The organism is Sphingomonas sp. 28-62-20, assembly GCF_002281505.1.
In genome coordinates, this window is sequence record NZ_NCGH01000010.1 from 43,214 (window position 1) to 69,232 (window position 26,019).

27 protein-coding genes are annotated in these 26,019 nt (G+C 62.5%); 5 read left to right on the plus strand and 22 right to left on the minus strand.

The window, feature by feature from the left end; translation table 11 throughout:
* Positions 1-4 precede the first annotated feature (4 nt).
* The 3 genes from bchO to bchI are packed head-to-tail and all read right to left on the minus strand — an operon-like array spanning position 5 to position 3,637.
* Positions 5-895 (minus strand): alpha/beta fold hydrolase BchO, encoded by an 891-nt coding sequence (bchO, locus tag B7Y43_RS09665; RefSeq protein ID WP_374131435.1) that lies wholly within the window; start codon positions 893-895, stop codon positions 5-7.
* Positions 882-2,633 carry a magnesium chelatase subunit D gene (locus B7Y43_RS09670; protein WP_374131436.1) on the minus strand — a complete coding sequence of 584 codons (1,752 nt, stop codon included), beginning with the start codon at positions 2,631-2,633 and terminating at the stop codon, positions 882-884. The genes bchO and B7Y43_RS09670 overlap by 14 nt, the downstream gene beginning before the upstream one ends.
* Positions 2,630-3,637: an ATP-binding protein gene (gene bchI / locus B7Y43_RS09675; RefSeq protein WP_374131437.1), complete on the minus strand. Its 1,008-nt coding sequence runs from the start codon at positions 3,635-3,637 to the stop codon at positions 2,630-2,632. Before bchI ends, B7Y43_RS09670 begins: the two co-directional genes overlap by 4 nt.
* Positions 3,638-3,691: 54 nt before the next feature.
* On the opposite strand from bchI, the gene B7Y43_RS09680 reads away from it, so the two are divergent.
* The gene (locus B7Y43_RS09680) at positions 3,692-4,162 is read left to right on the plus strand and encodes a TspO/MBR family protein (protein ID WP_374131438.1); all 471 of its coding nucleotides are present in this window, start codon (positions 3,692-3,694) and stop codon (positions 4,160-4,162) included.
* A gap of 5 nt (positions 4,163-4,167) precedes the next feature.
* Here B7Y43_RS09680 and B7Y43_RS09685 read toward each other — a convergent pair whose 3' ends face one another.
* The 7 genes from B7Y43_RS09685 to B7Y43_RS09715 all read right to left on the minus strand — a co-directional run bounded on the left by B7Y43_RS09685 (position 4,168) and on the right by B7Y43_RS09715 (position 11,126).
* Positions 4,168-4,806 (minus strand): tetratricopeptide repeat protein, encoded by a 639-nt coding sequence (locus B7Y43_RS09685; protein ID WP_374131439.1) that lies wholly within the window; start codon positions 4,804-4,806, stop codon positions 4,168-4,170.
* Entirely contained in the window at positions 4,806-5,216 is a 411-nt protein-coding gene (locus B7Y43_RS09690; RefSeq protein ID WP_374131567.1) for a cytochrome c-type biogenesis protein, read from the minus strand. Before B7Y43_RS09690 ends, B7Y43_RS09685 begins: the two co-directional genes overlap by 1 nt.
* Positions 5,216-5,743 (minus strand): DsbE family thiol:disulfide interchange protein, encoded by a 528-nt coding sequence (locus B7Y43_RS09695; protein WP_374131440.1) that lies wholly within the window; start codon positions 5,741-5,743, stop codon positions 5,216-5,218. Before B7Y43_RS09695 ends, B7Y43_RS09690 begins: the two co-directional genes overlap by 1 nt.
* The gene (locus B7Y43_RS09700) at positions 5,740-7,665 is read right to left on the minus strand and encodes a heme lyase CcmF/NrfE family subunit (RefSeq protein WP_374131441.1); all 1,926 of its coding nucleotides are present in this window, start codon (positions 7,663-7,665) and stop codon (positions 5,740-5,742) included. The genes B7Y43_RS09695 and B7Y43_RS09700 overlap by 4 nt, the downstream gene beginning before the upstream one ends.
* Positions 7,662-8,120 (minus strand): cytochrome c maturation protein CcmE, encoded by a 459-nt coding sequence (ccmE, locus tag B7Y43_RS09705; protein ID WP_374131442.1) that lies wholly within the window; start codon positions 8,118-8,120, stop codon positions 7,662-7,664. The genes B7Y43_RS09700 and ccmE overlap by 4 nt, the downstream gene beginning before the upstream one ends.
* A 106-nt stretch (positions 8,121-8,226) precedes the next feature.
* Positions 8,227-8,979 carry a heme ABC transporter permease CcmC gene (gene ccmC / locus B7Y43_RS09710; RefSeq protein ID WP_374131443.1) on the minus strand — a complete coding sequence of 251 codons (753 nt, stop codon included), beginning with the start codon at positions 8,977-8,979 and terminating at the stop codon, positions 8,227-8,229.
* A 101-nt stretch (positions 8,980-9,080) separates the two neighbouring features.
* Positions 9,081-11,126: a response regulator gene (locus tag B7Y43_RS09715; RefSeq protein ID WP_374131444.1), complete on the minus strand. Its 2,046-nt coding sequence runs from the start codon at positions 11,124-11,126 to the stop codon at positions 9,081-9,083.
* Between the two features lie 192 nt (positions 11,127-11,318).
* Between B7Y43_RS09715 and B7Y43_RS09720 the strand changes: the two genes are divergently transcribed.
* The 3 genes from B7Y43_RS09720 to B7Y43_RS09730 are packed head-to-tail and all read left to right on the plus strand — an operon-like array spanning position 11,319 to position 14,422.
* Complete coding sequence (locus B7Y43_RS09720; RefSeq protein ID WP_374131445.1) at positions 11,319-11,765, plus strand: MarR family winged helix-turn-helix transcriptional regulator; 447 nt, start codon at positions 11,319-11,321, stop codon at positions 11,763-11,765.
* Positions 11,758-12,840 (plus strand): HlyD family secretion protein, encoded by a 1,083-nt coding sequence (locus tag B7Y43_RS09725; RefSeq protein WP_374131446.1) that lies wholly within the window; start codon positions 11,758-11,760, stop codon positions 12,838-12,840. The genes B7Y43_RS09720 and B7Y43_RS09725 overlap by 8 nt, the downstream gene beginning before the upstream one ends.
* Positions 12,827-14,422, plus strand: a complete 1,596-nt coding sequence (locus tag B7Y43_RS09730; protein WP_374131447.1) for a DHA2 family efflux MFS transporter permease subunit — start codon at positions 12,827-12,829, stop codon at positions 14,420-14,422. Before B7Y43_RS09725 ends, B7Y43_RS09730 begins: the two co-directional genes overlap by 14 nt.
* 248 nt (positions 14,423-14,670) lie before the next feature.
* On the opposite strand, the gene nadA is transcribed toward B7Y43_RS09730, so the two are convergent.
* Genes nadA through B7Y43_RS09745 form a run of 3 tightly spaced genes read right to left on the minus strand, consistent with a single transcriptional unit; the run spans position 14,671 to position 17,774 of the window.
* Positions 14,671-15,687 (minus strand): quinolinate synthase, encoded by a 1,017-nt coding sequence (gene nadA / locus B7Y43_RS09735; RefSeq protein ID WP_374131448.1) that lies wholly within the window; start codon positions 15,685-15,687, stop codon positions 14,671-14,673.
* A 53-nt stretch (positions 15,688-15,740) separates the two neighbouring features.
* On the minus strand, positions 15,741-16,523 hold the full coding sequence (locus B7Y43_RS09740; RefSeq protein WP_374131449.1) for a hypothetical protein: 783 nt from the start codon (positions 16,521-16,523) through the stop codon (positions 15,741-15,743).
* A 57-nt stretch (positions 16,524-16,580) separates the two neighbouring features.
* A complete protein-coding gene (locus B7Y43_RS09745) occupies positions 16,581-17,774 on the minus strand; it encodes an alpha/beta hydrolase family protein (protein WP_374131450.1) in 1,194 nt (397 codons plus the stop codon).
* Between the two features lie 22 nt (positions 17,775-17,796).
* On the opposite strand from B7Y43_RS09745, the gene B7Y43_RS09750 reads away from it, so the two are divergent.
* Entirely contained in the window at positions 17,797-18,501 is a 705-nt protein-coding gene (locus B7Y43_RS09750) for a LytTR family DNA-binding domain-containing protein (protein ID WP_374131451.1), read from the plus strand.
* A 55-nt stretch (positions 18,502-18,556) separates the two neighbouring features.
* On the opposite strand, the gene B7Y43_RS09755 is transcribed toward B7Y43_RS09750, so the two are convergent.
* The 9 genes from B7Y43_RS09755 to B7Y43_RS09795 all read right to left on the minus strand — a co-directional run bounded on the left by B7Y43_RS09755 (position 18,557) and on the right by B7Y43_RS09795 (position 25,992).
* Positions 18,557-19,270: a DUF4230 domain-containing protein gene (locus tag B7Y43_RS09755; RefSeq protein WP_374131452.1), complete on the minus strand. Its 714-nt coding sequence runs from the start codon at positions 19,268-19,270 to the stop codon at positions 18,557-18,559.
* On the minus strand, positions 19,255-20,109 hold the full coding sequence (locus tag B7Y43_RS09760; protein WP_374131453.1) for an MBL fold metallo-hydrolase: 855 nt from the start codon (positions 20,107-20,109) through the stop codon (positions 19,255-19,257). Before B7Y43_RS09760 ends, B7Y43_RS09755 begins: the two co-directional genes overlap by 16 nt.
* 155 nt (positions 20,110-20,264) lie before the next feature.
* Entirely contained in the window at positions 20,265-22,082 is a 1,818-nt protein-coding gene (locus B7Y43_RS09765) for a M56 family metallopeptidase (RefSeq protein WP_374131454.1), read from the minus strand.
* Positions 22,079-22,447: a BlaI/MecI/CopY family transcriptional regulator gene (locus B7Y43_RS09770; RefSeq protein ID WP_374131455.1), complete on the minus strand. Its 369-nt coding sequence runs from the start codon at positions 22,445-22,447 to the stop codon at positions 22,079-22,081. Before B7Y43_RS09770 ends, B7Y43_RS09765 begins: the two co-directional genes overlap by 4 nt.
* A gap of 321 nt (positions 22,448-22,768) precedes the next feature.
* Positions 22,769-24,049 (minus strand): glycosyltransferase, encoded by a 1,281-nt coding sequence (locus tag B7Y43_RS09775; protein ID WP_374131456.1) that lies wholly within the window; start codon positions 24,047-24,049, stop codon positions 22,769-22,771.
* Positions 24,050-24,069: 20 nt separating this feature from the next.
* Positions 24,070-24,402: a glutaredoxin gene (grxD, locus tag B7Y43_RS09780; protein WP_374131457.1), complete on the minus strand. Its 333-nt coding sequence runs from the start codon at positions 24,400-24,402 to the stop codon at positions 24,070-24,072.
* Positions 24,403-24,416: 14 nt separating this feature from the next.
* Positions 24,417-24,650 (minus strand): BolA/IbaG family iron-sulfur metabolism protein, encoded by a 234-nt coding sequence (locus B7Y43_RS09785; protein ID WP_374131458.1) that lies wholly within the window; start codon positions 24,648-24,650, stop codon positions 24,417-24,419.
* 2 nt (positions 24,651-24,652) lie between these two features.
* Positions 24,653-24,976 (minus strand): DUF1476 domain-containing protein, encoded by a 324-nt coding sequence (locus B7Y43_RS09790; protein WP_374131459.1) that lies wholly within the window; start codon positions 24,974-24,976, stop codon positions 24,653-24,655.
* A 71-nt stretch (positions 24,977-25,047) separates the two neighbouring features.
* On the minus strand, positions 25,048-25,992 hold the full coding sequence (locus B7Y43_RS09795; protein ID WP_374131568.1) for an NADPH:quinone oxidoreductase family protein: 945 nt from the start codon (positions 25,990-25,992) through the stop codon (positions 25,048-25,050).
* Positions 25,993-26,019 lie beyond the last annotated feature (27 nt).

Consider the following 26,019-nt stretch of genomic DNA (forward strand, 5'->3'; position numbering starts at 1 on the left):
TGGTTTACGAAACCAATCCAACCCCGCCAGCAAACGCCCCGATCATCGCCGCCACTCGCTCGGGCGCTTCTTCATGCGCCAGATGCCCCAGCCCCGGCAGCGTCTCGAGCATCGCGCCAGGCACCAGCGCCGCCGCACCCTCGGCAGTCGCCGCCGGGATCGCCGAATCGCCCGCGCCGTGGATCAGCAGCAGCGGCACCGCCAGCTTGGGCAGGTCGCGCGCCAGCGATTCCAGGTCCCAGTCGGCCATCATCGTGATCGCGCCCGCGCAATGCCCCGGCGTTGCGAACAGCCGCCCGTAAAAATCCGCCCCCGCCGCATCGATCGTGGAGCCCGTTGATCGCGCCAGAAACCGCCCCGCCTCGCCGCGCTGCCGCGCAATGCCGGCAAAGATATGCGGCGCGAACGGGTTGACGAACAGCATCCGCGCCAGCGTCGGGAACAGCTTGGCCGCCAGCCCCGGAAAGGGCAGCAGCGCCGAATTGAGCCCGATCACGCCCCTGGGTGCCGCGAACCCATCCAGCACCATCCGGATCGCAATCGCTGCCCCCGCCGAATGGCCGACGATCAGCGCGGGTGGCATCTCCAGCGCCGCCATCAACTCGCCCACCGCCTTGGCCATTGAGGGCATCGCCAGCCCGCCCATTGGCCGCCCAGTCGTAAAGCCATGCCCCGGCAGATCGGGCGCCACGACGGTAAAATGCTCGGCCAGCAGCGGCAGCATCGTCCGCCAGCTATGCGTTGCCGCCCCTGTGCCGTGGAGCAGCAGCAGCACGGGGCCGCTTCCGGTGACCTGCACATGCCAACGCAACCGCCCGACATCGACAAAGCGGCTCACCTCACGGTTGGGCCAGTCGCGTCCTTCGGCCTCCCAGCGCGGCTTATCGCTCAGCATCCTGAACCCCCTTCACCGCCGCGTGCATTGTCCGCGCATCCGCTCGTGGCAGCGGCAGATAGCGTGCGCGCATCGCAGCGGCGATCGTCGCCCCCTCCGGCCGCGGTCGCGCGGAAATATCGACAAAGGCAGAGGCGATCCCCGACAGGCCGATCGCGCGCGCCGCCGCCTCGGCATCATCCTCCGCCGCTTGCCGCACCATCGATCCGTCGGCGGCGATATTGGCGCGGCCATCGGTCAGGATCACCAGAAACGGCGTGCGTCCCCGCTTGCGCGCTGCCTCGCCCAATTCGCGCGCAGCGTTAAGCCCGGCGGCGAGCGGCGTGCCACCCCCGCCCGGTAGCGCGCCCAGCGATTTGCGCGCCCGCGCCAGCGAGCGCGTCGGTGGCAGGATCAACTCGGCCTCGGTCCCGCGAAACGCCACCAGCGCCACCTGCGCGCGCTTCACATAAGCCTCGGCCAGCAGCAGTTCGACCGCCCCCTTGGCCTCAGCCAGCCGCGCCATCGCCGATGACCCCGACGCATCGACCGCAAAGATCGTTGTCGCCTCCATCTTCTTTTCGAACCGCCGGATGCGGAGATCGTCGAGCCGCACCTGCACGCGGCTCGCGTCCGCACCGCGCACCCGCTGCCAGGGGGCGGCGGCGCGCAAGGTATCGATCAGGCTCAGCCGCAAGCCGCCGCGCGGGATGCCCGCCCGCACGCCCACGGGCCGACCACGCGTCGCGGAGCGTTGCTTGGCGCCCTTGCCCTGCCCGCCTGCCTTTGGGGCTCGCCTGCCGCTGCCCGCAGCAATCTGCGCGAGTACATCCTTGGGCAACGAGGCGAGCGCCGCTTCCAGCACCACATCCTCCAGTGGCTGCGGTTCACTACTTTCTTGCTCGCTGGTATCGCTGTCGGACGGCGGCGGCGGCGGTGCCTCGGTCTCGGGCGCTGGCTCAGCCTCAGGCGGCGGTGGCATCCGCGTCGCGCGCGGGCCGAGCACAAGGCGCGCGGCGATCATCACATCATCCTCGCCGATCACCGACCGCCCGTGCAGCACCGCCGATGCCCGCGCTGCCCGCAATGCAAAGATCGGCGCGCGCCCGGAATCGATACCCAAAGCCAGCGTAGTAACAGCAATTGCCTCCAGCACATCGGTCGCGGGCGGCGCCACTGCACCCAAATCTTTCCCTTGATCGATAGCGCCGGGAAGCGTTTTGAGCGGGCGCACCTCCCCCAGGTCCAGCCAAAACGCCAGTCGCTCCGCCAGCGCTACTGGAGGCCGCTCGTCCGGCTCCACGCCATCATCCAGCGCGACCACCGCAAAGCGCGCCGGGGAGCGCAACGTCATCCCCTCGCGCTCGGCAATCACTTCGCCGGTATCGAGCGCCGCCGCTATGGGTGCCGCGACCGACTCCGCCAGCCGCTCGGCCATCGGCACGATCAGCAGCCCGCCATTGGCCTCCGCCAGCACGCCCGTGCGCGACACCGCGCGCCCGGTCGAGAGCGTCGCCCCCAGATCAAGCCCGCCGAGCAGCCGTTCGTCATCGATATGCGCGGGGAGGCGTTTGATCGGCGCGCCGTCGCCCAGCCCGGCCATAAGGGCCGCAACTACCGCATCGCGCGCCTCGCCGCCGCCGCGCAGCACCAGCCCGCCAAGCCGAGGATCAACAGCGCACAGCCGCGCCGCCAGCAGTGCATCCGACCAGATATCGGGCGCCAAAACCGCGGACGACATCTCGCCCGTGTCGGTCATGCCGCGAACATCGTTTCCATCGCGCGCTCAATCCGCGCGGTCGAGCCGGTCTCATCAAGAACATTACGCCGCAGCCGGTGGCGCAACGCGAGCGGCGCGACCCGCTTCAAATGCACCTCGGTGACGATCTCATCGCCCTCCAGCGCTGCCAGCGCACGCGCCGAACGCATCAGCGTGAGCTCGCCACGCAGGCCATCCGCGCCCACCACCATGCACAGCTCCGATGCGCGCGTGAGGACCGCGTCGGGCATCGTCACGCTCGCCAGCAACTCCTTGCCCTTGGCGATCCGCTTCAGCGTTTTGCGCTCGGCTTTCGACCATAGCTCAGCAAATTCATCGGGCGTGCGCTCGAACGCATCGCAGCGCTTCAAAATCTCGACGCGCTGCTTCAAATCTTGCGGCGTACGCACTTCGACCGACAGCCCGAACCGGTCGAGCAGCTGCGGCCGCAATTCGCCTTCTTCGGGGTTGCCGCTGCCGACCAGCACGAAGCGCGCCGCATGCCGCACGCTCAACCCCTCGCGCTCGACCACATTTTCGCCGGATGCCGCCACGTCGAGCAGCAGATCGACGATATGATCCTCAAGCAGGTTAATCTCATCGATATAGAGAAACCCCCGGTGCGCGCGCGCGAGCAGCCCTGGCTCGAACGCCTTTTCGCCATGCGCCAGCGCCTTTTCCAGATCGAGCGCGCCGACCACCCGGTCCTCGGTCGCGCCCAACGGCAGATCGACAAACGGCACCGGCGCGGTCGCCTTGCCGGGCAAGTGGGTTTCGGGCGTCGGGCAAACCGACTGGCCCGGCGCGCAGTTATAGCGGCACCCCGCCACCACGGGCATTGGCGGCAGCAGCGCGGCGAGCGCACGCACCGCCGTCGACTTGCCAGTGCCGCGGTCACCAAACACCATCACCCCGCCAATCCGCGCATCGATCGCAGCGATCAGCAGGGCAAGTTTCATTTCGTCTTGGCCGACGATGGCGGAGAATGGAAAGGACGCACGCATCCTTTGCGTGTAACAGGAGTTTGACACTCCACAATACGGACCGGCCAGCAGCTTATGGAAATTCCTGTCATCATCGCGATTGGCGTCGCCGTCTTCTTGGGCGGCGCGGGCGGCCTGATGACGCCGATCGGCCCCTGGTATCACAATCTGAAAAAGCCCAGCCTGCAACCGCCCAACTGGCTGTTCGGTCCGGCTTGGAGTATCATCCTGGGCCTGGCCGCCTGGTCGGCAATTACCGCCTGGTATGCCGCCGACACGCGGCCTGAGCAGGCGCGTGTGATCTGCCTGTTCAGCACCAATGCAGTCTGCCATTTTCTGTGGAGCCCGCTCTTCTTCCGCGCGCAGCGACCCGATTGGGCGCTGGTGGAAGTGGTGTTCCTGTGGGTATCGCTGGTGCTGCTCGTTACCCTGCTCTGGCCGATCTCGCCCTTCGCCAGCGCGCTTGTCATGCCCTATCTCGCCTGGGTCACCTTCGCCGCCTGGCTTAATAGTGCGATCGTGAAGCTCAACCGCCCGTTCGGTTAGGCAGGTTATTGCTGTTGCTGCGCCTTGTTCATCGCAATAAACTGATCGAGCAGCATCAGCCGCTCGGCAATCGCGTTGCGATAGCTGGCCCCTGGCGGAGTGAGCTGCAGCGAACGTTGCCACCAAATCCGGGCATTTTCGAGCTGGCCCGATTGCGCATAACCGAGCCCCAGAAAGAATGGCGGACCGGGATGGCGTGGGGCCAAAATCATCGCGCGGCGGAACGCAAACAGCGCAGCGGGCGAGACATTACCGGCATCATGCGTGACGAGCACACTGCCCAGTTCAGTCCACAAAGAAGGACTGCGCGGGTTGCGATTAATGCCCCCCAGCGTGACCTTTACGGCGCTGGCGGGGTCGCTGATGCGGATCATCGCATCGGCCGCTGTCTGATAGGCGGCGTCAGCAGTGTACCGACCGAAAAACGCCCCGCGCAGCTCGACAATGTCCGCAGCGACATCCAGCTTGTTTGATTGCGGCTTGGCCGGGCTGGCGGGCAGGGTCGGCGTGCCCTGCAACGCATAGCCCGTGGCACCGAACAGCAACGCGGCCCCGGCCATTGTCCAGACCAGTCGCGGCAGCGACAGCCGCCAGAGCAACACTCCGGACGCCAACCCGATCAGCAGCAGCATTACCCAGCCCATCAGACCCGCTTTCGCCGTTTGAAGCTCGCCCGCGCCAGCAGCAGCCCAATCGCGATAAAGGCGATTGGCGCAATCCAGAGCGGCAAGGTCGCGCTCGATAGCGGCGGATCATAGGTGACATAATCGCCATAGCGCGCGATCAGCCAGTCACGGACCTGGGCTGGGCTCGATCCATCCGAAATTTGTCGGCGGACCAGCGCGCGCATATCCCCCGCCATCTCGGCATTACTGTCCGCGATCGATTGACCCTGGCAGACCAGGCACCGCAGCGTGACCATCAGCTTTTGCGCTTCGGCTTCCTGTTTCGGATCGGGCAATTGGGTATCGGCAAGCCGCGCCGGTGGGCGCGCCGAATCCGCCAGTGCGGGACCACTAATGGCGATCAGCAACAAGGCCAGAAACCAGCGCATCATGATGATTTGCCCATGGCTTCAAGGATCTTGGGGATATCCTCATCGCGAATTTCGCCGACATGCTGCAGCAAAATTTTGCCCTGGCCATCGACCACGAAGGTTTCGGGCACCCCAGCCGAACCAAGCGCCAGCTGCACCGCGCTTTCGGGATCGTCACCAATGCGTTCAAACGGATCGCCGTAGCGCGCCAAGAAACCGCGCAAATCATCGGGCTGGTCACGGATCGCCACGGCATCGATCGCCACCCCCATCGCCTTCAGCCGCGCGAGCGCCGGTGCTTCAGCCGCACAAGGAACGCACCAGCTCGCAAAGACATTAATCAGCCTTGGCTGGCCCTGGTGGAAGATAGCGGTCTCGACGCCCGGCTTTCCAGGAATGATCGGGGCCAACTTGAACTCTGGGACGGAACGACCGATCATGGCCGATCGCACGGTGCGGTCGGCTGGCTTGTAGAGCGCGTAACCGGCAACGATGAACAGCCCGGCGAACAGCGCCAGCGGCAGCCAGAGCACCACGCGCTTCATGCCCAAAGCTCGCGCAATGCTGTTTTGCGATCACGGCTGACCCGCCCGATCAGCGACAGCGCGCCGCCCAGCGCAACCAGCGCACCGCCCAGCCAGATCAGCGTCACAAATGGCTTCCACCACAGCCGCAATTGCCAGCGCCCCGCAGGATCGGGCTGACCGAGCACGGTATAGAGCTGACCATCAAACACAGTCGCGATCGCGGATTCGCTGGTGACGGTTACGGGATTTGAAAAGAAGCGCGATTGCGGGGTCATCGTAAAGGGCGCCCCACCATCGCGCTGAATCTTCAGGCGCGCCTGCAGCGCCGACCAGTTCGGACCAATCACAGGCGTGATCCCCTGCAAGGTCACCGTATAGGGCCCAACCCGTTGCGGCTCGCCGATGCTGGCGGCCACCAACGTCTGCTGAGTGAAGGCAGTTTCGGACGCCATGCCCGCCAGGCTGACGGCAATGCCAAGATGCGACAAGACCATGCCATAAGTGAACATTGGTGTGCGGCGCAGATTGCGCTTCCACAGCGGCGCCAAGCTCGCCACCGCCAGCCCGGCCGCAAGGGCCAGCCCCAGGATCGGCAAGACACCAGCGTTCGCGGCAAAGACGACCAGCGCGATCAACGCAACTGCGGCAATCGCGATCGGCACAATCATGCGGAACACCACCGCGCCAGCCTCATCACGGCGCCAGCGCACCAGCGGCCCGGCCGCCATGATCGCGACCAGCGCTAGTGCCACCGGCCCCGCCGCCTTGTTGAAGAAGGGCGGGCCAATCGACAGTTGCAGCCCGAACAGGCCCGCCGCCACAATCGGGTACAGCGTGCCGATCAGCACAATCCCCAAAATGACCGACAGCAGCAGGTTGTTCGCAACCAGCGCGCCTTCGCGGCTGACCAGTTCAAAAGTATTGCCCGACCGGATCGTGCCCACCCGCAGCGCGAACAGCGCCAGCGCGCCACCGATATAGAGGGCGAGCAACGCCAGGATGAAACTACCGCGCTCCGGATCGACGGCAAAGGCGTGGACGCTCGTCAAAATCCCCGATCGCACCAGGAAGGTGCCAATCATCGACATTGAAAAGGCAACGACGGCCAGCATGATCGTCCAGGCCCGCAACCCATCGCGTGTCGCCAGCACCGTCACCGAATGGAGCAAAGCGGTCGCCGCAAGCCACGGCATCAGCGACGCATTTTCAACCGGGTCCCAAAACCACCAGCCGCCCCAGCCAAGCTCATAATAAGCCCAATAGCTGCCGGCCGTGATACCAAGCGTCAGGAATATCCAAGCCCCCAGCACCCAGGGCCGCATCGCGCGCGCAAAGGCGGGGCCGACATCGCGCGTCACCATCGCGCCAACCGCGAAGGAAAACGCCACCGAAATGCCGACATAGCCGATGTACAAGGTGGGCGGATGGAAGGCGAGGCCAGGATCTTGCAGCAGTGGGTTCAGCCCGTTGCCGTCCACTGGCGCCGGATTCAGCCGCGAAAACGGGTTGGAAGAAAACAACAGAAAGGCATAAAAACCCAGCGCAATCAGCGCCTGCGCGCCAAGCGTTGCAACCAGCGTCGCGATCTTCAGCCGATGTTCGAGGAGTGCCACCGCGCCACCAGCGAGCCCCAGGATCGTCACCCAAAGCAGCATCGATCCTTCATGATTGCCCCAGGTACCCGCGATCTTGTAAATCAACGGCTTGGCTGAATGGCTGTTGGTGGCAACCAGCAACACCGACATATCCGACTGGACGAATAGCCACATCAGCGCCGCCAATGCGCCAAGCACGACCAGGCCCTGCACCACTGCAACAGGTCGCACCGCGCGCATTACATCAGGATCGCCGCGCGCGACCCCGAGTGCAGCCAGGACAAATTGCAATGCCGCAAGCGCGGCGGCGATCCAGAGTGCGGCGAGCCCCGCTTCAGCAATCATTGTGGTGGCATTTTCCCGGCTGGCAGCTTGGCGGGCATATTGGCAGCCATTTTGCCCGCCATTTCGGGCGGCATATAGCGTTCGTCATGCTTGGCGAGCAGGTTGCTGGCGACAAAGCTGCCATCGGCCTGAAATTCGCCCTCGGCGACGACGCCGGACCTTTCCTTGAACAGATCGGGCGTGATGCCCTTGAAGGTCACCGGCACGGTCGCCTTGCCGTCGGTCACCAGGAAGCGAATCGTGACGCCATCGGCCTGCTTTTTGATCGATCCGCCTTCAACCATCCCGCCCAGCCGCACGCCGCGACCAAGCGGCAGCCCCTTTGTGGCGACATCGCCCGGCGCATAGAAAAATGCCGCCTGATCCTTCAACGCTGACAGCGCCAACCCGCTTGCCCCGCCGATCGCGGCGAGCGCGAGCAGCCCCAATGTCAGTCGATGATGCTTCGCCTTCATTTGCTGCCCTTTTCGGCGTTACGCATCGCCAACCAACTGATAAGCGCGATCACCGCCGTGGCGGTCAGCGTGATCGCATATGCGGCGGTAACGAATGGCCAGGGGTTCATGCGGCCATTTCCCCGCTATTCGCCATCCGCCGCATCCGCGCTTCTGCCTTGGTCAGCGCCAGCGAAGCGCGCATCCGCATCAGCACGATCGCCGCGAAGAACAAGGTAAAGCCGCCCAGCGTATACCAGAGCGGCCAGATCAGCGATCCATCGATCGTCTGCTTGTTGATGCCGATGCTCTGGCCCTGATGCAGCGTATTCCACCACACCACCGAATAGCGAATGATTGGCAGCAACACTGAACCAGCAACACCATAAAGCGCCGGGATGCGGCCATCGCCACCGCGATCGGCATCGGCGCGCGCCAGCCCCATAAAGCCCAGATAGACGAAAAACAGCAGCAGCATCGATGTCAGCCGCCCATCCCACTCCCACCAGGTCCCCCAGGTCGGCCGGCCCCAGATCGATCCGGTCGCCAGGCAAAGGCCTGCAAACAACGCGCCGGGCAGCGCCATGGCGCGCGCGGCAAGCATGGCCAGCGGATGCCGCCAGATCAGAAAAGTCAGGCTCGACACGGCAATGCCGCTCCACCCGGCCATGCCCAGCCAAGCGGTTGGCACATGGATGTACAGGATGCGCACCGTTTCGCCCTGCAGGTAATCGGGCGGCGTCTGCGTCAGGCCAGCCCAGCTGCCAAAGGCGATCAACAACGCCCCTGCCCAGAACAACGCCGGGGTCAGGGGGCGCGCTAGCTTCAGGAAGCGCGCAGGATTGGCAAGGGCATGAATCGACGGCACGGCGATGGTCATTAGGACAAGACTGCGGGCGAATCCACTGGTCGTTATGCGGTAGGGTGTAGCTTCGTCCGAAAATCGAACCGCTGCTGCATCGCTGTCTTGGACAAAGCCGGTCAGCGCTGCTGGATCGTCGCCAGCATGGCGGCAAGTTCGGCGCTGCGAAATGGCTTGGTCAGGCGCGGCACATCCGCAGCGATTCCAGCGGCATCCGCATAGCCGGAAATCACCAGCACTGGCAGGTCCGGTGCGGTTTGGCGAACGTGCTCGATCAATGCCGTCCCGGTCATGCCGCCCATCAAATGATCAGTGACGATCATATCGATGGCATGCTGATCGATCAGCTCAATCGCTGCCTCGCCGGAATGGGCTTCGATCACCTGATAGCCAAGCTCGATGAGCATTTCAGCGGTCGTCTGCCGCACCGGATCTTCATCATCGACCAGCAAAACGGTGCCGGCCCCAATGGCGGCGTTAGCAGGATCGGTCGGTTGGTCGATCGGCACTACTGACGCTGCCGTGGCTGGTAACAGCAGCTCGATGCTTGTCCCCAGCCCCAACTTGCTTGAAATGTTGAGCGCGCCGCCAAGCTGAGAGGCAAGCCCATGCACCATCGACAGACCAAGCCCGGTGCCCTTGCCAATGCCCTTGGTCGAGAAAAACGGTTCGATCGCGTGCCGCTTGGTATGCTCGTCCATGCCGGTGCCGGTGTCGCTGACGGTAATTTTCACATAGCGCCCCGCCGCCAGGCCGGGAACCGCGCCTTCGATGATGTCCGCCGTTGCTGCGGCGATGGTCAGCGTGCCGCCCTCCGGCATCGCATCGCGTGCGTTCACAGCCAGGTTGAGCAAGGCCATTTCCAGCTGGTTGACCTCTGCCGTGGCTGCCGGCAGCCACGCTGCAATATCCATGGCGATGTGGATGCGCGGCCCCGATGTGCTGGCAATCAAATCGCTCATCGAAGCGATCAGCGCGGCCACGTCAACGGGCTGCGGCTGAAGCGGCTGGCGCCGGGCAAAGGCCAGCAACCGCTGCACCAGCATCTTGGCGCGCTCTGCCGATTGCAGCCCGCCGCCAATCAGCCGCTGTTCCCGCTCCCCGCCGATTTCGCGGCGGCTGAGCAAATCAAGCGTGCCGATGATGGGCGTAAGCAAATTGTTGAAATCATGCGCGACACCGCCGGTGAGTTGCCCCATCGCCTCCAGCTTTTGCGATTGCCGCAGCGCTTCTTCGGCAGCGCGGCGCTCCGTCGTCTCAAGCGCTTCGGGGACGATCGCGATGACGTCACCTTGCGTCGAAAAAATCGGTCGCAGGACAAAATCAAACCAGCGCCAGCCGCCAACCGGCAGATTGATCAGCAATTCCTGGCGCACCACGTCACCGCGCGCAACAAGCGCCACCGCGTCGCGGATCGTTTCGTCCATTCCCGGCGTACCGGCAAACCAGGGGGTCTCCCAAAAGGAGAGACCAGCAATATCATCTAACGCAGCGTCGATCGCCGTCAGCGACGTTGCGTTGGCATCGAGCAACCGGCCATCGGGATCGAGCAGCCCCTGAAAACCAAAGCTGGTTTCGAACACGGTACGCAACCGCGCTTCTTTTGCCTGGAGTTCGGCCATGCGCGCATTGACCTGGGCTTCCAGCGTATCATTGGCAATCCGCAGCGCATTTTCGGTCTCGCGCAGCGCAGCGTTATCCTTGATTCGGCTCGTTGTTTCGGCGACGAAAGCGATCACCCCGGCAGGGCAGTCATCGTCGCCCCATACCGGCGCATAATCCAGGTTGAACCATGCCTGTTCGCGTTCCCCATTGCGCTCAATATCCATGGCGAGATCGCGATAGTACAGCGATCGCCCTGCCAGCCCCTCGGTCATAATATGATCGTTAAAGTCGGCAGCTTCCGGCCAAGCTTCGCGGACTTTGCTGCCCAGCATTGCCGGGTGGCGCTTGCCAGCGATGACGGCATAGGCGTCATTATAAATCATAATGCCGTCTGCCCCCCACAATAATGCCAGTGGATTGGGCGCCCGGCACAGCATCCCCACAACGGTCCGCAGCGGCGCAGACCAGTGCATGATCGGGCCCAGCGCCGTGCTGCCCCAATCAAAATCGCGGATCAGCGCGACACCCGGTTGATCACCGTCCAAAAAAGGCAATTTCACGGTTGGCTTGGTGAGAATGATTGTTGGCCCCTGTCGGCAATCAGGCCCCGGCACATCTGGGGCAATCGACCGCCTCAACGTGCGGCAAATCGTTCGGTTCCGCAATGAATATCCAGCGCTCTTGCCGCAAAGGCACTGCTACCGCCATTAGTATGTATTGTTATTAATAAGCCTACTTACTATATGCGCCATATGACGGACAGTATCGGCTTCCTGATCAGCGATGTGTCGCGCCTGATGCGTCGGCGTTTTGACGAGCGTGCCCGCGCGATCGGCGTTACCCGCGCGCAGTGGCGTACGCTGACAACGCTCATCCGCAATGAAGGCATCAACCAGGGCAAGCTCGCCGAGCTACTGGAAGTCGAACCAATTACCTTATGCCGGATGGTCGATCGGCTTGAGGAAGCCGGCCATGTCGAGCGTCGCCGCGACCCGCATGATCGCCGGGCTTGGCAAATCTATCTCACCGACTCCGCGCGCCCGTTGATCGATCAGCTGCGTACCATTGCTGATGCCATGTTCGATTCCGCGCTCGCTGGCATCGATCCGACACGCCAAGCAGCGTTCATCGCCACCCTCAACGACATTCGCGCCAATCTGGCTGAAACTGACGACACCCAAGAGGCACAACATGGCTGAAGCCGATCCCGCCCGAAATCTGACCGCCCAGAATCTCGCCGCTCAGAAGACAACGCCCGTGGTGGCGCCGGGCAAGTGGCGGCGGACGGCAGCATTGATCGCGGTGCCGCTGATCATTGCCGCGATTGCCGGCTACCTCTGGCTGACGTCGGGCCAATTCGTGTCGACCGACAATGCCTATGTTCAGCAGGACAAAGTCGCCGTCTCCGCCGATGTCGCCGGCCGGATCGTTGACGTTGCGGTCAAGGAGAATCAGCGCGTCAAGGCTGGCGATCTGTTGTTCCGCATCGACCCTGCTCCTTATCGAATTGCCGTAGAACAGGCCAATGCCGCGATTGCCGCCGCTCAGGTCAATGTCGCCACGCTGCAATCCAGCTATCGCGGCACATCGGCTGACATCACCGCCGCGCAGGACCGGATCGCCGCTGCGCAGCAGGATTTTGATCGCCAGACCGCGCTGATGAAGCAGGGCTTCACCACCCGCGCCCGGCTGGAACAGGCCGAACATGGCCTGGAACAGGCTCGGGCAGCGCTGGCCAACGCCAGCGCCAGCGCTGACGAAGCCCGCGCCAAATTAGCGACGGGTGCCGCTGTTCCAGGCCAAAGTCCCGCTATCGCCGCGGCGCAGGTACAGCGCGAAAAAGCGCAGCTCGATTTGACCCGAACGGCCGTGTTCGCGCCGACCAGCGGCACGATCAGCCAGGCGGACCGGCTGCAGATCGGCCAGATGATGATCTCTGGTCTGCCCGCCGTCAGCATCGTCGCCAGCCAGCGCACCTGGATCGAGGCGAACTTCAAGGAAACCGATCTTGACAAGATGCGCGTCGGCCAACCCGCAACCGTCAGCTTCGATGCCTATGGCAACCTGACATTGAAAGGCCATGTCCAATCAATCGGCGCAGGCACCGGCTCTGAATTTTCGGTACTGCCTGCGCAGAACGCGACGGGAAACTGGGTGAAGGTCACCCAGCGCGTGCCGGTGCGGATCGCCATTGACGAGGCTAGTCCCCGCCAGCTGATCGCGGGGCTTAGCGCCAAGGTGACGGTCGACGTCCGCAATCATGGCAAGCGCTAGTCCGGCGCGCGGGGCGCAGCCAAGCGCTGCTGCCCCGGTCATGCCACTCGATGTTCCCGCGCTAAAAACCAGCAACCGCGCACTGCTGACGCTGGGCGTGATGGCCGCGACGATCATGCAGATCCTCGACTCCACGATCGCCAACGTTGCGTTGCCGCATATGCAGGCATCGCTTGGCGCGACGGCCGATACCATTACTTGGGTGCTGACCAGCTACATCGTCGCTTCTGCTGTCGCCATCCCGATCACCGGCTGGCTGTCAGACCGGATTGGATCGCGCAACCTGTTCCTGTTTGCCGTGGTGGGGTTCGTCGCGGCGTCGATGCTGTGTGGCCTTGCCCAGAACCTGACCGAAATGGTCGGCTTCCGTATTCTGCAAGGCATCGCCGCCGCCTTTATGAACCCGCTCAGCCAGACGGTGATGCTCGACATCAACAAACCCTCTCGGCAGGCCGGCGCGATGGCGGTTTGGGGCATGGGGATCATGGTTGGGCCAGTGCTAGGGCCAGTGATTGGCGGTTATCTGACCGACAATTTCGATTGGCGCTGGGTATTTTACGTCAATGTGCCCGTCGGCATCGCCTGTTTTGCAATCCTCTGGGCGCTGCTCCCGAGCCGTCCCCTCAACGCGCGCAAATTCGACCTGTTCGGCTTTTCGCTGCTCGCCATCGCTATCGCCGCGTTTCAGGTGATGTGCGATCGTGGACAGTCTAACGACTGGTTCCAGTCATGGGAAGTAACGATCGAAGGGCTGGTTTCGCTGGGCGCAGCCGTGATGTTCGGAATCCACATCGCCACCGCCGATCAGCCGATGTTTGACCGGGACTTGCTGCGCAACCGCAATCTGGTGACGGGCCTTGGCTTCATGATCGTGGTTGGCATCATCATGATGGCGACAATGGCGCTGCTGCCACCGATGCTCCAAAGGCTGTTCGGCTATCCAGTGCTCGACACCGGCATGCTGCTGATGCCGCGTGGCATTGGCATTGTCATCAGCATGGGAGTTGCCGGACAATTGGTTCAGCGCGGCTATGACACGCGCATGTTGATCGGCACCGGCCTCGCCATTGCCGCCTGGTCGCTCTGGGATATGACGCAATGGACGCTAGTGATGGGGCAGACGCCGTTCATCGTCACGGGGTTCATCCAGGGGATTGGCCTTGGCCTGGTCTTCATTCCGCTGAACATCACCGCCTTTGCGACATTACCCCCGCAATACCGGACCGAAGCAGCGAGCTTGCTCAATCTATTCCGAAATATCGGCGCGTCGGTTGGCATTTCGATGGTGACCGCTTTGCTTGGTTATAACGTCCAGGCGAGCCATCAGGAGCTGGGCGGCCATATCACAGCCTATTCGATGAGCGCGATTGACCCCAGCCAGGCCTCTATCCTTGGCCAGAGCGGTCAGTCGCTGATGGCGATCATGAATGCCGAAGTCACCCGGCAAGCCGCAATGATCGCCTATCTCGACGATTTCCGCCTGATGATGTTCCTGACCGCGCTGGCGGTGCCGTTAGTGTTCGTGCTCAAGCGCCCTGGCCGACCGCCAAAGGCCGAGGCGCAGCATGCGGCGTTTGACTGAGCGGAGCGTCTGACGAGGTTTTAGGTCGCGCAGAGACGCGGAGACGCTGAGCGGTTGCAAACCGGATGCGCGAAGCGCTTTCAATCACTGGGAAGGAAAAGACTGCGTCGCCGCATGGCGACCGATCCTTGACATCCCCCTCTCGGCGTCTCTGCGTCTCTGCGCGAACAAATCTCTCTTCTTCTCTGTGCCCTCCGCGCCGCTGCGCGAACCAATCCCGTCAAACCCGGACCCGCCGCGAACAGCGTTCAGCTCTGGTCCGCGGTGAACGTCACAAAACCCAGATCACCCTGCCCGACCGTACCGCCCGCCATCGCCAGCATCGCATCGAGCGATTTCTTCGCCCGCAACCGCAGCCCTTCTTCGATTTCAATCCGCGGCTCCAGATCGCGCAGCGCGATGTAGAGCTTTTCCATCGTGTTCATCGCCATATAGGGGCAGATGTTGCAGTTGCAGTTGCCGTCCGCGCCCGGCGCGCCGATGAAATTCTTCGTCGGATCAGCCTTTTCCATCTGGTGGATGATGTGCGGTTCGGTCGCGACGATCAGGATATCGCCGGGCATCTTCGCCGCGAAATCGAGGATACCGCTGGTCGATCCGACATAATCGGCATGATCGAGAATATAAGGCGGGCATTCCGGGTGCGCCGCCACCGGCGCGCCGGGGTGCTTCGCCTTGAGCTTCAACAGCTCGGTTTCGCTGAACGCCTCATGGACGATGCATACGCCGGGCCAGAGCAGCATGTCGCGCCCGGTCTTGCGCGCCAGATAGCCACCAAGATGCTTGTCGGGGCCAAAGATGATCTTCTGATCAAGCGGGATCTGGCTGAGGATTTTTTCCGCCGATGACGAGGTGACGATCACGTCGCTGAGCGCCTTCACCTCGGTCGAGCAATTGATATAGGTCAGCGCAATATGGTCGGGGTGCGCGGCGCGGAAGGCGGCGAACTTGTCCGGCGGGCAGCTATCTTCCAGGCTGCACCCGGCGCGCAGATCGGGCAGCACCACGATCTTGTCGGGGGACAGGATTTTGGCCGTGTCGGCCATGAACTTCACGCCGCAGAACGCAATCACATCGGCATCGGTCGCCGCCGCTTTGCGGCTCAGGTCCAGGCTGTCGCCGACGAAATCGGCAATGTCCTGAATCTCGGGCCGCTGGTAATAATGCGCGAGGATGATGGCGTTGCGCTCTCTGCGCAGCCGATCGATCTCATCGCGCAGATCGGTCCCTGTCGGGTTGCCGCCAATACCGTTCCGTGCGTCCATTTCTCAACTCTCCGCGTCGCCCGCCGCCCACATGGCCCCGCCAGCGCGCCGGATCAACCCAGTGGTGACGGCGGAAAAGCCAGCGGGGCAATTGCGGCACCCGGCGTCCCCGCCGTAACGGCCTGATAAAGCGTCAGTCCTAAGGGTCCAAAGGCGATAATGTCCGTGGCAATCTCAGTCGCAACGATACCGCCCAGGCCCCACCACCATCCCGGGTGGACCCGCCCGTCGCGCCGCAAATCCGCGATGATGCCGATTACCGGCAGCAGCATCACGCAGACAAAGGTGGCATGAAACGCCCATGGGATAAGCAGTGGCATCGGCAGCAGCCGCCCGAACCCCGGCCCGACGAGCAGCGCCATCCCGCAATAGTTGAGCCGCCGATGCCAGCCGGTGTGCATCCGCAAACTCACGCCAGCGACAATCAGACAAATGCAGCCGATCAGCGACAAGGGATCGAATACCAGAAAGTGCAGTGGCTGGAATATGAAGGGCGTTGTGCCAGCGCGCACGTTCATCAATGTCACGGCGGTGCCCAGATAAAGCATCAGCGCCAGCCACCCCATCGCCAACCAGCCAAGCCGCCGGTGCAGCGCAATCGGACCCTGCGTCGCAAACCAGTTTTGCAGGACGTAAATGACCATCCAGCCCATGAAGACGATCGCATGAGCATGAACGATCGGCGGCCGGTTGAAGCTCGACCGACCGACGGCTAGCGTCAGCCCGAACCCCGCGATCAGCAGCCCCGCCATCACGAACGCCATCGTTAGGAAAAAACGGTCGTCGCTGCGCTGGTGCTGTTGCGGCCGCGGCATTGCCAGAGTCGCCATCGTCATTTCCCCCATTTCCCCGAGCAACGCCATATCAGCTAAGTCCGGCCTGGAAAATGGGGCTCAATGCCGACGCCGCCTAGCCAACTTGGTCGAAAAGAACGCCACAATCGCAGCGTCGAAGCTTGCGTGGAACGCTGCACGATCGAACCCCGGTGCGCTTTTGCAAAGCTGTGGCATGATAGCTGGATTGGCGCAGGGAGCCAGAAAATCGAAGTGCCCGGCACCTGCCACGCTGTGGAACTCCGGCTTTCCAGGCAGCGCCCCGCGGACGGCATCCGCATAGAATGGCGTCGGCAGAATTTGGTCATTATCGGCGCGCCAGAGCTGAACTGGCACACGTACATCGGCAAGTCCCGCGCGATCGAAGGTGAAACCCAACGCAGGCGCGGCAACGACAATAGCCTTGATCCGCGCATCCCGCAGGTTGGGCCAAGCCGGGGCTGTCGTCCGTTTCTGAGCCTTGATCAATGCACAGTCGAAGAATGTCGGATGCTGCGCGCAATGGTCCTGAAGGCGGGTGAGGTCGGGGCGTCCTCCCGCTGCAGCCAGAACCGTGAACCCTCCGGCGGAAAAGCCGAACGCGCCAATGCGATCCGCGTCGATTGCACCCCGCCCTGACCAAGTCTGCACCATGTAAGTGATCGTGGCGGAGAGAGCCGCCGGGCGTTCCTCAATGCGCGTCGCACGGCTAGTGTCGCGCCAGTTGTCGCCGGGGTGGGTCAGGGCCGCAACGATGAAGCCGGCACGGGCGAGCGCTACGGCGGTATCGACATGGCCAGCGAAATCACCGCCCGTGCCGTGTGAGAAGACGATAAGGGGATGTCGGTCGCTTGGCGCGCCCGCTATTACCTCGTGCGCATAGAGCCCTAGTTGTTGGCGAGTGGGTGTCCCTGACGCCGGGTACCAAATGCCAAGCTCGGTGCCATCCGGGGTGGTTAGCCGCTCGAAGCCCGCCTGTACCGGTTGGGCCTGTACCGGTTGGGCCTGAGCCACTGGAACAACCGGCGTCAGGAATATGGCTGCAAGAGTAATACGTAACGACATAATCGCCTCCAAAATGAATGCGATGCCTGATTGTTGAATCTCGGCCCTGGCCGGAAGATGGGTTTTCGCGAATGGGCAAATGGGTTCGCGGTTCGGCGAACGGGCTTCCCCCGCCGTGCTGACCGGGGTAGAAGTCGGTATGTCCCGCCCCGCTGCCCACGTCCCTGCTGTCAGCATGACGACAAGGGCCTTACTGCGGTGGATCGGCATTGCTGTTGCCGTCGGCGTTTTAATGGCGGTTTTGGGGCCATTCGGCAGTTACATGAACGGCGATCCCGTCCGGCTTGCCGTGTATTGGATCAGCGCCATGCTGCTGGGCTTGGCGCTATATGGACTAATGTACAGGATCATCATCGCGTCGATCGCTCCGGGGTCTCCCAGATGGTGGCCAGCCTTGATCGGCGGCACGCTGCTCGCCAGCGTGCCGCACGCACTGGCGACGCGGACGGGCGCTTTCTGGCTTTGGCCTGGACTGGCTCAGCTTCACCTTCCCTTACTGCTGTGGTTCGCCCAGACTGCAACGCTCGGGATGGTCGCGATTGCGGCGATCGATTTCATCCGCTCCCGCCGCGCATTCACGCAACACAATAATGTTGCGCCACCAGCGACGGCGGTGCCGGGTGATGTTGCGCTGGATGGAAACATTCTGGCGTTGCAAATGGAGGACCATTACGTCCGCGTTCATCGGCCAACCGGATCCGAACTAATTCTGATGCCGATGAGCCGTGCGATTGACTGCGTCGGGGTGGAAGGGTTGCGGACGCACCGGTCATGGTGGGTTGCAAGTCATGCGGTTGCCGGCGTCGAGGGGAACGCCCGCTCAATGCGCCTGCTCCTGTCGAATGGCCTGGTCGCGCCTGTCGCGCGATCTGCAGTCATCCACCTCAAGGCTGCCGGATGGATCGCCGATGGGCAAAGCGGCGCGGGTCGCCGATAACGGGAACGTCGTCAGAGCCAAGTAAATCGCCGCTACCGCCAATCGGCCACCTACCCTACTGTCTGCCTCCAACTACCTCTTCAACTGATCGCGAAACATCCCATTGCTCGCCATTCACGCGGCGGCGTTCCGGGGGGAAGGTGACGATGACGCGGGCATTGGCGTGGCCCAGCGTGCTGAGTGGCGCGGTGAGGAGATTGGACAAGGCCGCCCGCGCCTGTTCGCGCGCCTGAGCGATCCGCGCTGGGGAACCAGCCTCTTTCTGCGCCTTGTTGGTCGCATTCTGTGATGCCTGCTGGCTCAGCGCCTCGCTCGCTTCGCGCGTTACAATCACGCCGGTGGTCTCCACCATCGTCCGGTGTGCCTCGTCGATATTTGGGGCCGCAACAGTAACATCGGGGGCGTTGACGATCAGCGTTTCGGTCTTCGCATCCCATTCGATCTGATCGGGGCCGATGCCCGAAACATCGACGAAATAATCGACCGAATAGGGCATTTTGATCACCTGATCCGACCGCAGCCAGCCAAAGCCGCGCACATCGGTTGCGCGGCTCTGGATGATGCCGGTCAGCGAGGCGACCTTCAAGCTGCTCGCCCCCGACAGCCGCGCCGACACGAGTTGGGTCACGGCGTTGCCGCCATCGTCAACGCTCGGGGTATAACGCTCGCGAAATCGATCATAAGCTAGGAAACCGAGCAACCCGACCCCGATAATGATCAACAGATTGATCAGCCAGCGCGATCCAGCGGGTTTCAGATCATCCGCCATTGCGCGCCATCCTCAACAATCAGCCCGCGTGCGCGCAGGTCGATGAGATGCGCCGACACCGATCCGCCCGCCGCGCCAAACAGTCGCCGGTCGATACCGACATACATGCGTTCGACCAGCTCGGGGATGGTGCCCACCCCCTCCTCCAAAAGTCGCAGGATCTGCGCTTCACGCTGGCGACGATGGCCCAAAAAGCCGCGCACCTTTTGCGCTGGATTGTCGATCGGCTCGCCATGCGCGGGGTAATAACGGCGATCATCGCGCGTCTGGAGCTTTTGCAAACTGGCCATATAGGCCGCCATGTCGCCATCGGGCGGTGAAACGACGGTGGTCGACCAGCCCATGACATGATCGCCGGTAAACAATGCGCCCGCCTCAGGCAGCGCAAAGCAGAGATGGTTGGAGGTGTGGCCGGGTGTTTCGACAGCGATCAGCGTCCAGCCATCGCCCGTGATGCTGTCGTCCTCGGCCATCACCCGATCCGGCGCATAATCGCGGTCGAACGCGGCATCGGCGCGGGGCCCGAGCGCATCGAGCACCAGTGGCGCACAGCCCATGATCGGCGCACCGGTCACAGCCTTTAGCGGGCGGCTGCCTGGGCTATGGTCATTATGGGTGTGGGTGATGACGATGGCCCGCACCGGCCGCCCCGCAATCGCGCGGACAATGGCGTCGATATGCGCGGGATCATCGGGGCCGGGATCGATCACCGCCAGATCCGTGGTGCCGACCAGATGGGTTTGCGTACCGGTAAAGGTGAAGGCCGAGGGATTGGGCGCCAGCACGCGTGACACGAGCGGCTCGAGCGCGATGCAATCGCCTGTCGGTATCGCCTCCATACCCCTGCAAATGGCGGTTTGGTTCGGCAAAGACAAGGGGCGTGCGTGGAACCGGCGAGCGATTAATGGCCTGAAATCGAGTGTCCCGGCAGACACAGGGGCGCGCCTGCCGGGACTCCGCATGATGTCGGTATAACCGGCATCATTGGTGCGGATCAGTTGACCTTGGCGAGATCAGCTTCGACTTCAGCAATGGCCTCGTCGATCGCCTGCAACGCTTCGCTGCTCGGTTTGCCTTTTGCCGCGATGCTGGCGCGGGTGCTGCGAAGCCCCTCCAGCGCGGATTGATAGGCCTTGCGCTCAATATTCCTGCTATTGGCCGCCGCCGCAGCACTTTCTACCGTCACTTTATCGATCCGGTTTTGACATATAATAATGCGGCGTTTGCCGTTCTTTTCGTCATGCAGAACCATCTTGCGGTCGTCGCCCTGCCCGCGTCCGCAATTCATTCGGGTAACTTCTGGAAATTGCCTGATTTCGATGGTCATGCGGTTGCCATCATCGGTCCGGACTTTAACGCCTGGGCCGCCAAATTTGAACATCCGGTGGATAATCGGCGCGCCATCGCGCTTCGATTGCGCCAATTCTTCAGCGGTGAAGCCATCGGCCAGCAGGTCCGCCTCAGATTTTTTTGACCGACGCTCTTTGAACACGATGATGTGGCGCTTGCCATCGGCATCGGTCCATTCCTGCCGTTCGCTATCCGTGTCGCCGGCGGCGGGCGCTACCGGTGCGACCGGTGCCACGGGCGCTGGAGGCGCAGCGGGTGCGACATCGGAAGGCGGCACGGGCACTGACTGTGGCTGCAACGGCGCCAAGGGCGCAGCTGGCGGTACCGGTGCCGCCCCCGTCGCCTGGGCAGCAGGCGATGGCAATGGGGCCAGCGCATGCCGCACATTGGACGCAGCCAACCGGTCAAGCTCAGCCAGATCACCCCCGATCGCCTCGTTCACTTTGGTCCGCACATTTTCGGCGGCCTGAGTACCCGATGCCGTAAGGCCAAGGCCAGCAATGCCGACCGCGATCACTGCCATCGACCCAGCGACCAGCCGCCCACGCGACTTCTTCGTTGATGAAAGCATCCTCAATCTCCCTTTCAAATCATTGATTGTGTGCAAATGGCAGGCTGCAGATATCGCCCCGCCATGCGCCGATTTGACGATCGCGCGACCATAAGCATGGGTGAAGGCAGCGGTGCGCCCGGCCAGCACGCGCGCATCGCACGCCATTTCCTGATCCGCCCGGAAAGCACGAAAGGCACGCCAGGCAATCGGGTTGAACCAGTGCAGGGCAAGCACACCAAGCGCCACCCAGTTCGCAACCAGATCGCCGCGTGCGTGATGGGCCAATTCATGGGCCAGCGCGAGCGTGCGTTCATCCTCATCATAGCGATCGGTAAAGTCGCTTGGAAAGGCCACGACCTTGCGCCAGATGCCAAACGCTAGCGGACCACCCGTTGCGTCGGTTTCGATCACCTCTACCCGATCGCCTGCGATGCGATGGCGCCGCCGCGTCTGGCTTTCCAGGCGGCGGCAAAAGCGCCGATAGGTGACAAGATGATAGGCAAGAAAGATTGCCGCACCGATCGCCCAGAGGATCAGCGCAAGCAACAGCCAGCTTGGCCCGCCTGCCGCGGCAACGGGCGGTACCAGCATCATCCGTATCGGTTCAGCGGCTAAGGTGAGATCAACCGTCGCAATCGCCTGGTCGGCGACGTTAGCGGGCAATCGTTCAGGATTGAGCACCCCGAACGCTACCCCTTGGCCCATCGCCTTTTCAACGGCGGGGGATACCAATCCGCTCAATCGCCAGTCGCCCGGCAGCGGTGGCAGAATGAGCCGGAGGACCGGCAATGCCCAAAGTGCATAGGCCACCGAAGGGCCAAAGGCCCGCCGCACCGGGTTCCGCAACAGCAAAATGGCAAGCATCAGCAGGCTGGTCGCCAGCAGCGTTTCCACCCCCCAGCTGATCATGATTTGAGCCCTTTCAGCAGCGCCTCTATCTCAGCGATGTCCTGGTCGGTCAGTTGATCGCGTTCAGCGAGGTGGGCGACAAGCGGGGTCAGCTTGCCGCCGAACAGCCGATCCATCAGCCGGCGCGATTCCCCCGCGACATAATCTTCGCGCGCGACCAACGGCCGGTACAAATAGCGGCGGCCATCTTCCTGATGGCCGATCACATTCTTGGCAAGCAACCGGCCGAGCAACGTCTTGACGGTATTGACGCTCCAATCGCGGCCCGGTTCGATCCGTTCGGCGACGTCTTGCGCCGAAAGCGGGGCACAATCCCACAATACTTCCATCACGGCATGTTCAGCATCGCTGATTCGTTCGGCCATCGCTCGCTCCTTCGACTACGGATGTAATCCCATCGATTACATCCGTAGTCAAGAGGCCAGCGCTTTAGGGAACCAGGCAATATTCGCCGTTCGTAAATGACCACAGGCTGAACGGTGCGTGTCGGAAATTCTTACAGTCGAACGCCATCCAGAGTCGGCGTTAACCATTGTAACGGGCCGAAAATGCAGCGCTTGGCCAATCTGGCACAAAGGCTGCTATATAACGGATATGCCGAGCGGTAGCGCTTCAGCAGGGCGGATTGACAGCTTCTTCCGGTTTCGCGTCAATCCGCCCGCCCCGGCATCCCCTAAGGAAATGGTTCAGATTGCAGGCGCGATTGCTGGGCGCGCTACCATCTGTGGCCGGCCGCCCGTTATCCGGCGCGCTGCGGCGCTCTGCAGCGCCTTGGGGTAAATATCGCTGAGCAAGCGTTCAAAGGTGCGATCCCAGCTGAATCGCGCTTCGACATGAGCCCGAGCCGCCTTGCCGATCGCCTGATGATCGCCGTGCCATAGCGCCACCACATTATCAGCCATTTGCTGGGTATCGTCGACGGGGCCGAGCAGCCCCAGCCCCGGCGGGACGCGATCGATCATCGCCCCGCTGGCGACGCCGACCACAGGCAGCCCAGCCGCCTGCGCCTCAACAATCGAAATACCAAACGTCTCATCCGCCATACCGGATACATAGATGTCCGACGACGCCAGTGCCCGAGCCAACACCGCCCGATCATGAACAAAGCCCATAAAAGCAATCGGCAAACCGGCGCTTTCATCCATCAACCTTGACCGCAATTTGCCATCACCAATGAGCACCATCGCCGCGCCCAGGTCGGGCGGCAAACGACGGAACATATCGATCAAGCGATCAGCGCGTTTTTCATTATCGATCCGCCCCGCATAGACCAGCAATGGCCCATCGCCAGGAAGGCCCAAGTCGCGCCGAAACGCGGGATCGCGCTTCAACGGGTGGAACATATCGATATCGACGCCAAGCTGCAGCACGCTGGTGCGCGGCACATTATGCGCGGCGAGCACCTCGCAAACATCGTCACTCAACGTGTAGACCCAGTCGAATTCGCGGTAGGTGATCTCGGCATAGCCATAAGAAAGCCAGCGAAACCCCTTGCCAAGAAATGACCCGAACTTTGCGCTCGCCACGCGGTAGACATGGGCATTGGGAAAATCGGTGCTGTAGGCCGCGACGAGCGCCGTTTCCGGATGCGCGCGACGATGATGGATCGCCGTCCAGGGCAGCACCCAGGGACAAAGCGATTCAACCACATCGGGCTTGAAACGAGCAAGCAACTCCCGGACGATCTTGGTCCGCAGAATGAAGCGATAATTGGGGCTACCCCGCACCGGATCGGCACCGACTTCTGCCCAGATATGCCGCCCATTGACGACAATCTTGTCCTCTGGCCCAGGGACGATCTGCAACAGACTATGAGGTGTTTTGGCCAGGATATAATCCCGCTTTTCACGCAAATAGGTGCTTACGCCGCCGCCACCTGCTGGTGAATAGCTCTGCGTCAGATCACAGATTAACATCGGGGCAGGCCCACTTGGCCCTTCGGGGGAATCGCCCTTGTCCAGTCGCATATAAAGCCCCCCTTGGTCGATCAGCTCGCGCTGACGAGGCCTTTGTCGGCGAACAGCTGGCTCAATTCGCCGCTCTCATACATTTCCATCATGATGTCGGAGCCGCCGACAAACTCGCCCTTGACATAAAGCTGCGGAATGGTCGGCCAATCAGAGAATGCCTTAATGCCCTGGCGCACGCCCTGATCCTGCAGCACATCGACGCTGCCGAATTCAACGTTCATATGGTTGAGAATCGCAACCGCCTTGCTGGAAAAGCCGCATTGCGGAAACAGCGGGCTGCCCTTCATGAACAACAGCACATCGTTGCTCGTCACCATCTCGGCAATGCGGGCCTGGGAATCATCGGTCATTGATCAATCCTTCGTTACGCTGGGGTAGCGGTCGTCAGCTGCAAGGCATGGAGAACACCCCCCATGCGCCCGCCAAGCGCTGCATAAACCGCCTGATGTTGTTTAATTCGAGGCAAGCCCCGAAAACTTTCGGCCGTGACCTTGGCCGCATAATGATCGCCGTCACCGGCCAGATCGGTTATCTCCACCTGCGCATCGGGGATCGCGCTGCGGATCAGGCGCTCAATTTCAGCCGCGGGCATCGCCATGATTATACTGCGTCGCTCAATTGCTGGCGCGCGACGAAGCTCTGCAGGCTCAGCTGTGCGCGCACGGCATCCTCGCTGGTCTCAACGCCAGCCGCAATCAAATCGCCAACAATTTTGCGGACGACGTCCTCATCGCCGGCTTCCTCGAAATCGGCCTGTACGACCGACTTGCCATAAGCATCGGCCTCTTCGGGGGTGAGCTTCATCAGCTCGGCCGCCCAATGGCCGACCAGCTTGTTGCGGCGGGCGATTACCCGGAACGCCATTTCTTCACCCAGCGCGAAGTTGGCTTCGGCCGCGCGCTCCCGATCGTTGAAAGTCGTCATGAGGGGGTCTTCCCTGTAAAAATCATTGTCGCCACCAAATAGGGAAGCAACCGAGCTAACGCAACGTTTGGCTAGTCGCCAATGCGCACGACCAGCTTGCCGATAGCCCCGCGTGCCGCCATTTTTGCAATCGCCTTGCCACCATCTTCGAACGCGAAAACTTCGGTGACAAGCGGATTGATCGCCCCCTCTTTCCACAATCGAAACAGCCGTTCGACATGATCCTGATTGGCCTTGGGATCGCGCGCAGCAAAGGCACCCCAAAATACGCCGCACACGTCGCAGCTTTTCAGGAGCGTCAGATTAAGCGGCAGCCGGGGAATGCCGGCGGGAAAACCAACCACCAGATACCGACCTTCCCAGGCAATCGATCGCAGCGCGGGCTCGGCATAATCGCCGCCGACCGGATCGTAGATCACATCGGCACCGTTCGGCCCCAAAGCGGCCTTGAACATTTCCGCCAGCGCTTTTGACTGGTCCTTGTCGAACGGCGCGCGGCCGTAAACAATCGTGCCGTCTGCGCCAGCCTTTCGGCACGCCTCGGCCTTTTCCTCGCTGGATACTGCGGCGATCACGCGCGCGCCAAATGCCTTGCCGAGCTCAACAGCCGCCAGGCCGACACCACCCGCTGCCCCCAGCACCAGCAGCGTTTGCCCCTCTGCCAGGTGCCCACGATCAAGCAGGGCGTGGATGGTCGTTGCATAGGTCAGCAACAATGCCGACCCTTCCTCAAAACTACGCCCTTCGGGCAGGCGAAACAGGCGGGCGGCATCAACCGCGATCTTTTCGACGAGTCCGCCATTGCCAACAGTGGCGACAACCCGGTCGCCCGGCCCCCAATCGGCAACGCCCTCGCCGACGCTCTCAACGACACCTGCAATCTCCCCGCCGGGGGCGAACGGGCGTTGCGGCTTAAACTGGTATTTGTCCTCGATGATCAGCACGTCGGGATAGTTGATCGAGCAGGCTTTGACGGCGACAATCACTTGCCCCTTACCGGCGACTGGGTCCGGCATGGTTTCAAGGGTTAGCGTTTCCGGTCC

What these genes read in the sequence shown, in the direction of transcription:
- bchI (WP_374131437.1), bottom strand. Translation starts at nt 3,637, where the DNA reads ATGCGTGCGTCCTTTCCATTCTCCGCCATCGTCGGCCAAGACGAAATG.
- B7Y43_RS09775 (WP_374131456.1), bottom strand. Translation starts at nt 24,049, where the DNA reads ATGCGACTGGACAAGGGCGATTCCCCCGAAGGGCCAAGTGGGCCTGCC.
- B7Y43_RS09785 (WP_374131458.1), bottom strand. Translation starts at nt 24,650, where the DNA reads ATGGCGATGCCCGCGGCTGAAATTGAGCGCCTGATCCGCAGCGCGATC.
- B7Y43_RS09750 (WP_374131451.1), top strand. Translation starts at nt 17,797, where the DNA reads ATGGCGGTTTTGGGGCCATTCGGCAGTTACATGAACGGCGATCCCGTC.
- bchO (WP_374131435.1), bottom strand. Translation starts at nt 895, where the DNA reads ATGCTGAGCGATAAGCCGCGCTGGGAGGCCGAAGGACGCGACTGGCCC.
- B7Y43_RS09725 (WP_374131446.1), top strand. Translation starts at nt 11,758, where the DNA reads ATGGCTGAAGCCGATCCCGCCCGAAATCTGACCGCCCAGAATCTCGCC.
- B7Y43_RS09670 (WP_374131436.1), bottom strand. Translation starts at nt 2,633, where the DNA reads ATGACCGACACGGGCGAGATGTCGTCCGCGGTTTTGGCGCCCGATATC.
- B7Y43_RS09790 (WP_374131459.1), bottom strand. Translation starts at nt 24,976, where the DNA reads ATGACGACTTTCAACGATCGGGAGCGCGCGGCCGAAGCCAACTTCGCG.
- B7Y43_RS09730 (WP_374131447.1), top strand. Translation starts at nt 12,827, where the DNA reads ATGGCAAGCGCTAGTCCGGCGCGCGGGGCGCAGCCAAGCGCTGCTGCC.
- B7Y43_RS09770 (WP_374131455.1), bottom strand. Translation starts at nt 22,447, where the DNA reads ATGGCCGAACGAATCAGCGATGCTGAACATGCCGTGATGGAAGTATTG.
- B7Y43_RS09760 (WP_374131453.1), bottom strand. Translation starts at nt 20,109, where the DNA reads ATGGAGGCGATACCGACAGGCGATTGCATCGCGCTCGAGCCGCTCGTG.
- ccmC (WP_374131443.1), bottom strand. Translation starts at nt 8,979, where the DNA reads ATGACCATCGCCGTGCCGTCGATTCATGCCCTTGCCAATCCTGCGCGC.
- nadA (WP_374131448.1), bottom strand. Translation starts at nt 15,687, where the DNA reads ATGGACGCACGGAACGGTATTGGCGGCAACCCGACAGGGACCGATCTG.
- B7Y43_RS09680 (WP_374131438.1), top strand. Translation starts at nt 3,692, where the DNA reads ATGGAAATTCCTGTCATCATCGCGATTGGCGTCGCCGTCTTCTTGGGC.
- B7Y43_RS09690 (WP_374131567.1), bottom strand. Translation starts at nt 5,216, where the DNA reads ATGCGCTGGTTTCTGGCCTTGTTGCTGATCGCCATTAGTGGTCCCGCA.
- B7Y43_RS09720 (WP_374131445.1), top strand. Translation starts at nt 11,319, where the DNA reads ATGACGGACAGTATCGGCTTCCTGATCAGCGATGTGTCGCGCCTGATG.
- B7Y43_RS09685 (WP_374131439.1), bottom strand. Translation starts at nt 4,806, where the DNA reads ATGGGCTGGGTAATGCTGCTGCTGATCGGGTTGGCGTCCGGAGTGTTG.
- B7Y43_RS09795 (WP_374131568.1), bottom strand. Translation starts at nt 25,992, where the DNA reads ATGCCGGACCCAGTCGCCGGTAAGGGGCAAGTGATTGTCGCCGTCAAA.
- B7Y43_RS09745 (WP_374131450.1), bottom strand. Translation starts at nt 17,774, where the DNA reads ATGCCGATCCACCGCAGTAAGGCCCTTGTCGTCATGCTGACAGCAGGG.
- ccmE (WP_374131442.1), bottom strand. Translation starts at nt 8,120, where the DNA reads ATGAAGGCGAAGCATCATCGACTGACATTGGGGCTGCTCGCGCTCGCC.
- B7Y43_RS09765 (WP_374131454.1), bottom strand. Translation starts at nt 22,082, where the DNA reads ATGATCAGCTGGGGGGTGGAAACGCTGCTGGCGACCAGCCTGCTGATG.
- B7Y43_RS09755 (WP_374131452.1), bottom strand. Translation starts at nt 19,270, where the DNA reads ATGGCGGATGATCTGAAACCCGCTGGATCGCGCTGGCTGATCAATCTG.
- grxD (WP_374131457.1), bottom strand. Translation starts at nt 24,402, where the DNA reads ATGACCGATGATTCCCAGGCCCGCATTGCCGAGATGGTGACGAGCAAC.
- B7Y43_RS09700 (WP_374131441.1), bottom strand. Translation starts at nt 7,665, where the DNA reads ATGATTGCTGAAGCGGGGCTCGCCGCACTCTGGATCGCCGCCGCGCTT.
- B7Y43_RS09740 (WP_374131449.1), bottom strand. Translation starts at nt 16,523, where the DNA reads ATGACGATGGCGACTCTGGCAATGCCGCGGCCGCAACAGCACCAGCGC.
- B7Y43_RS09695 (WP_374131440.1), bottom strand. Translation starts at nt 5,743, where the DNA reads ATGAAGCGCGTGGTGCTCTGGCTGCCGCTGGCGCTGTTCGCCGGGCTG.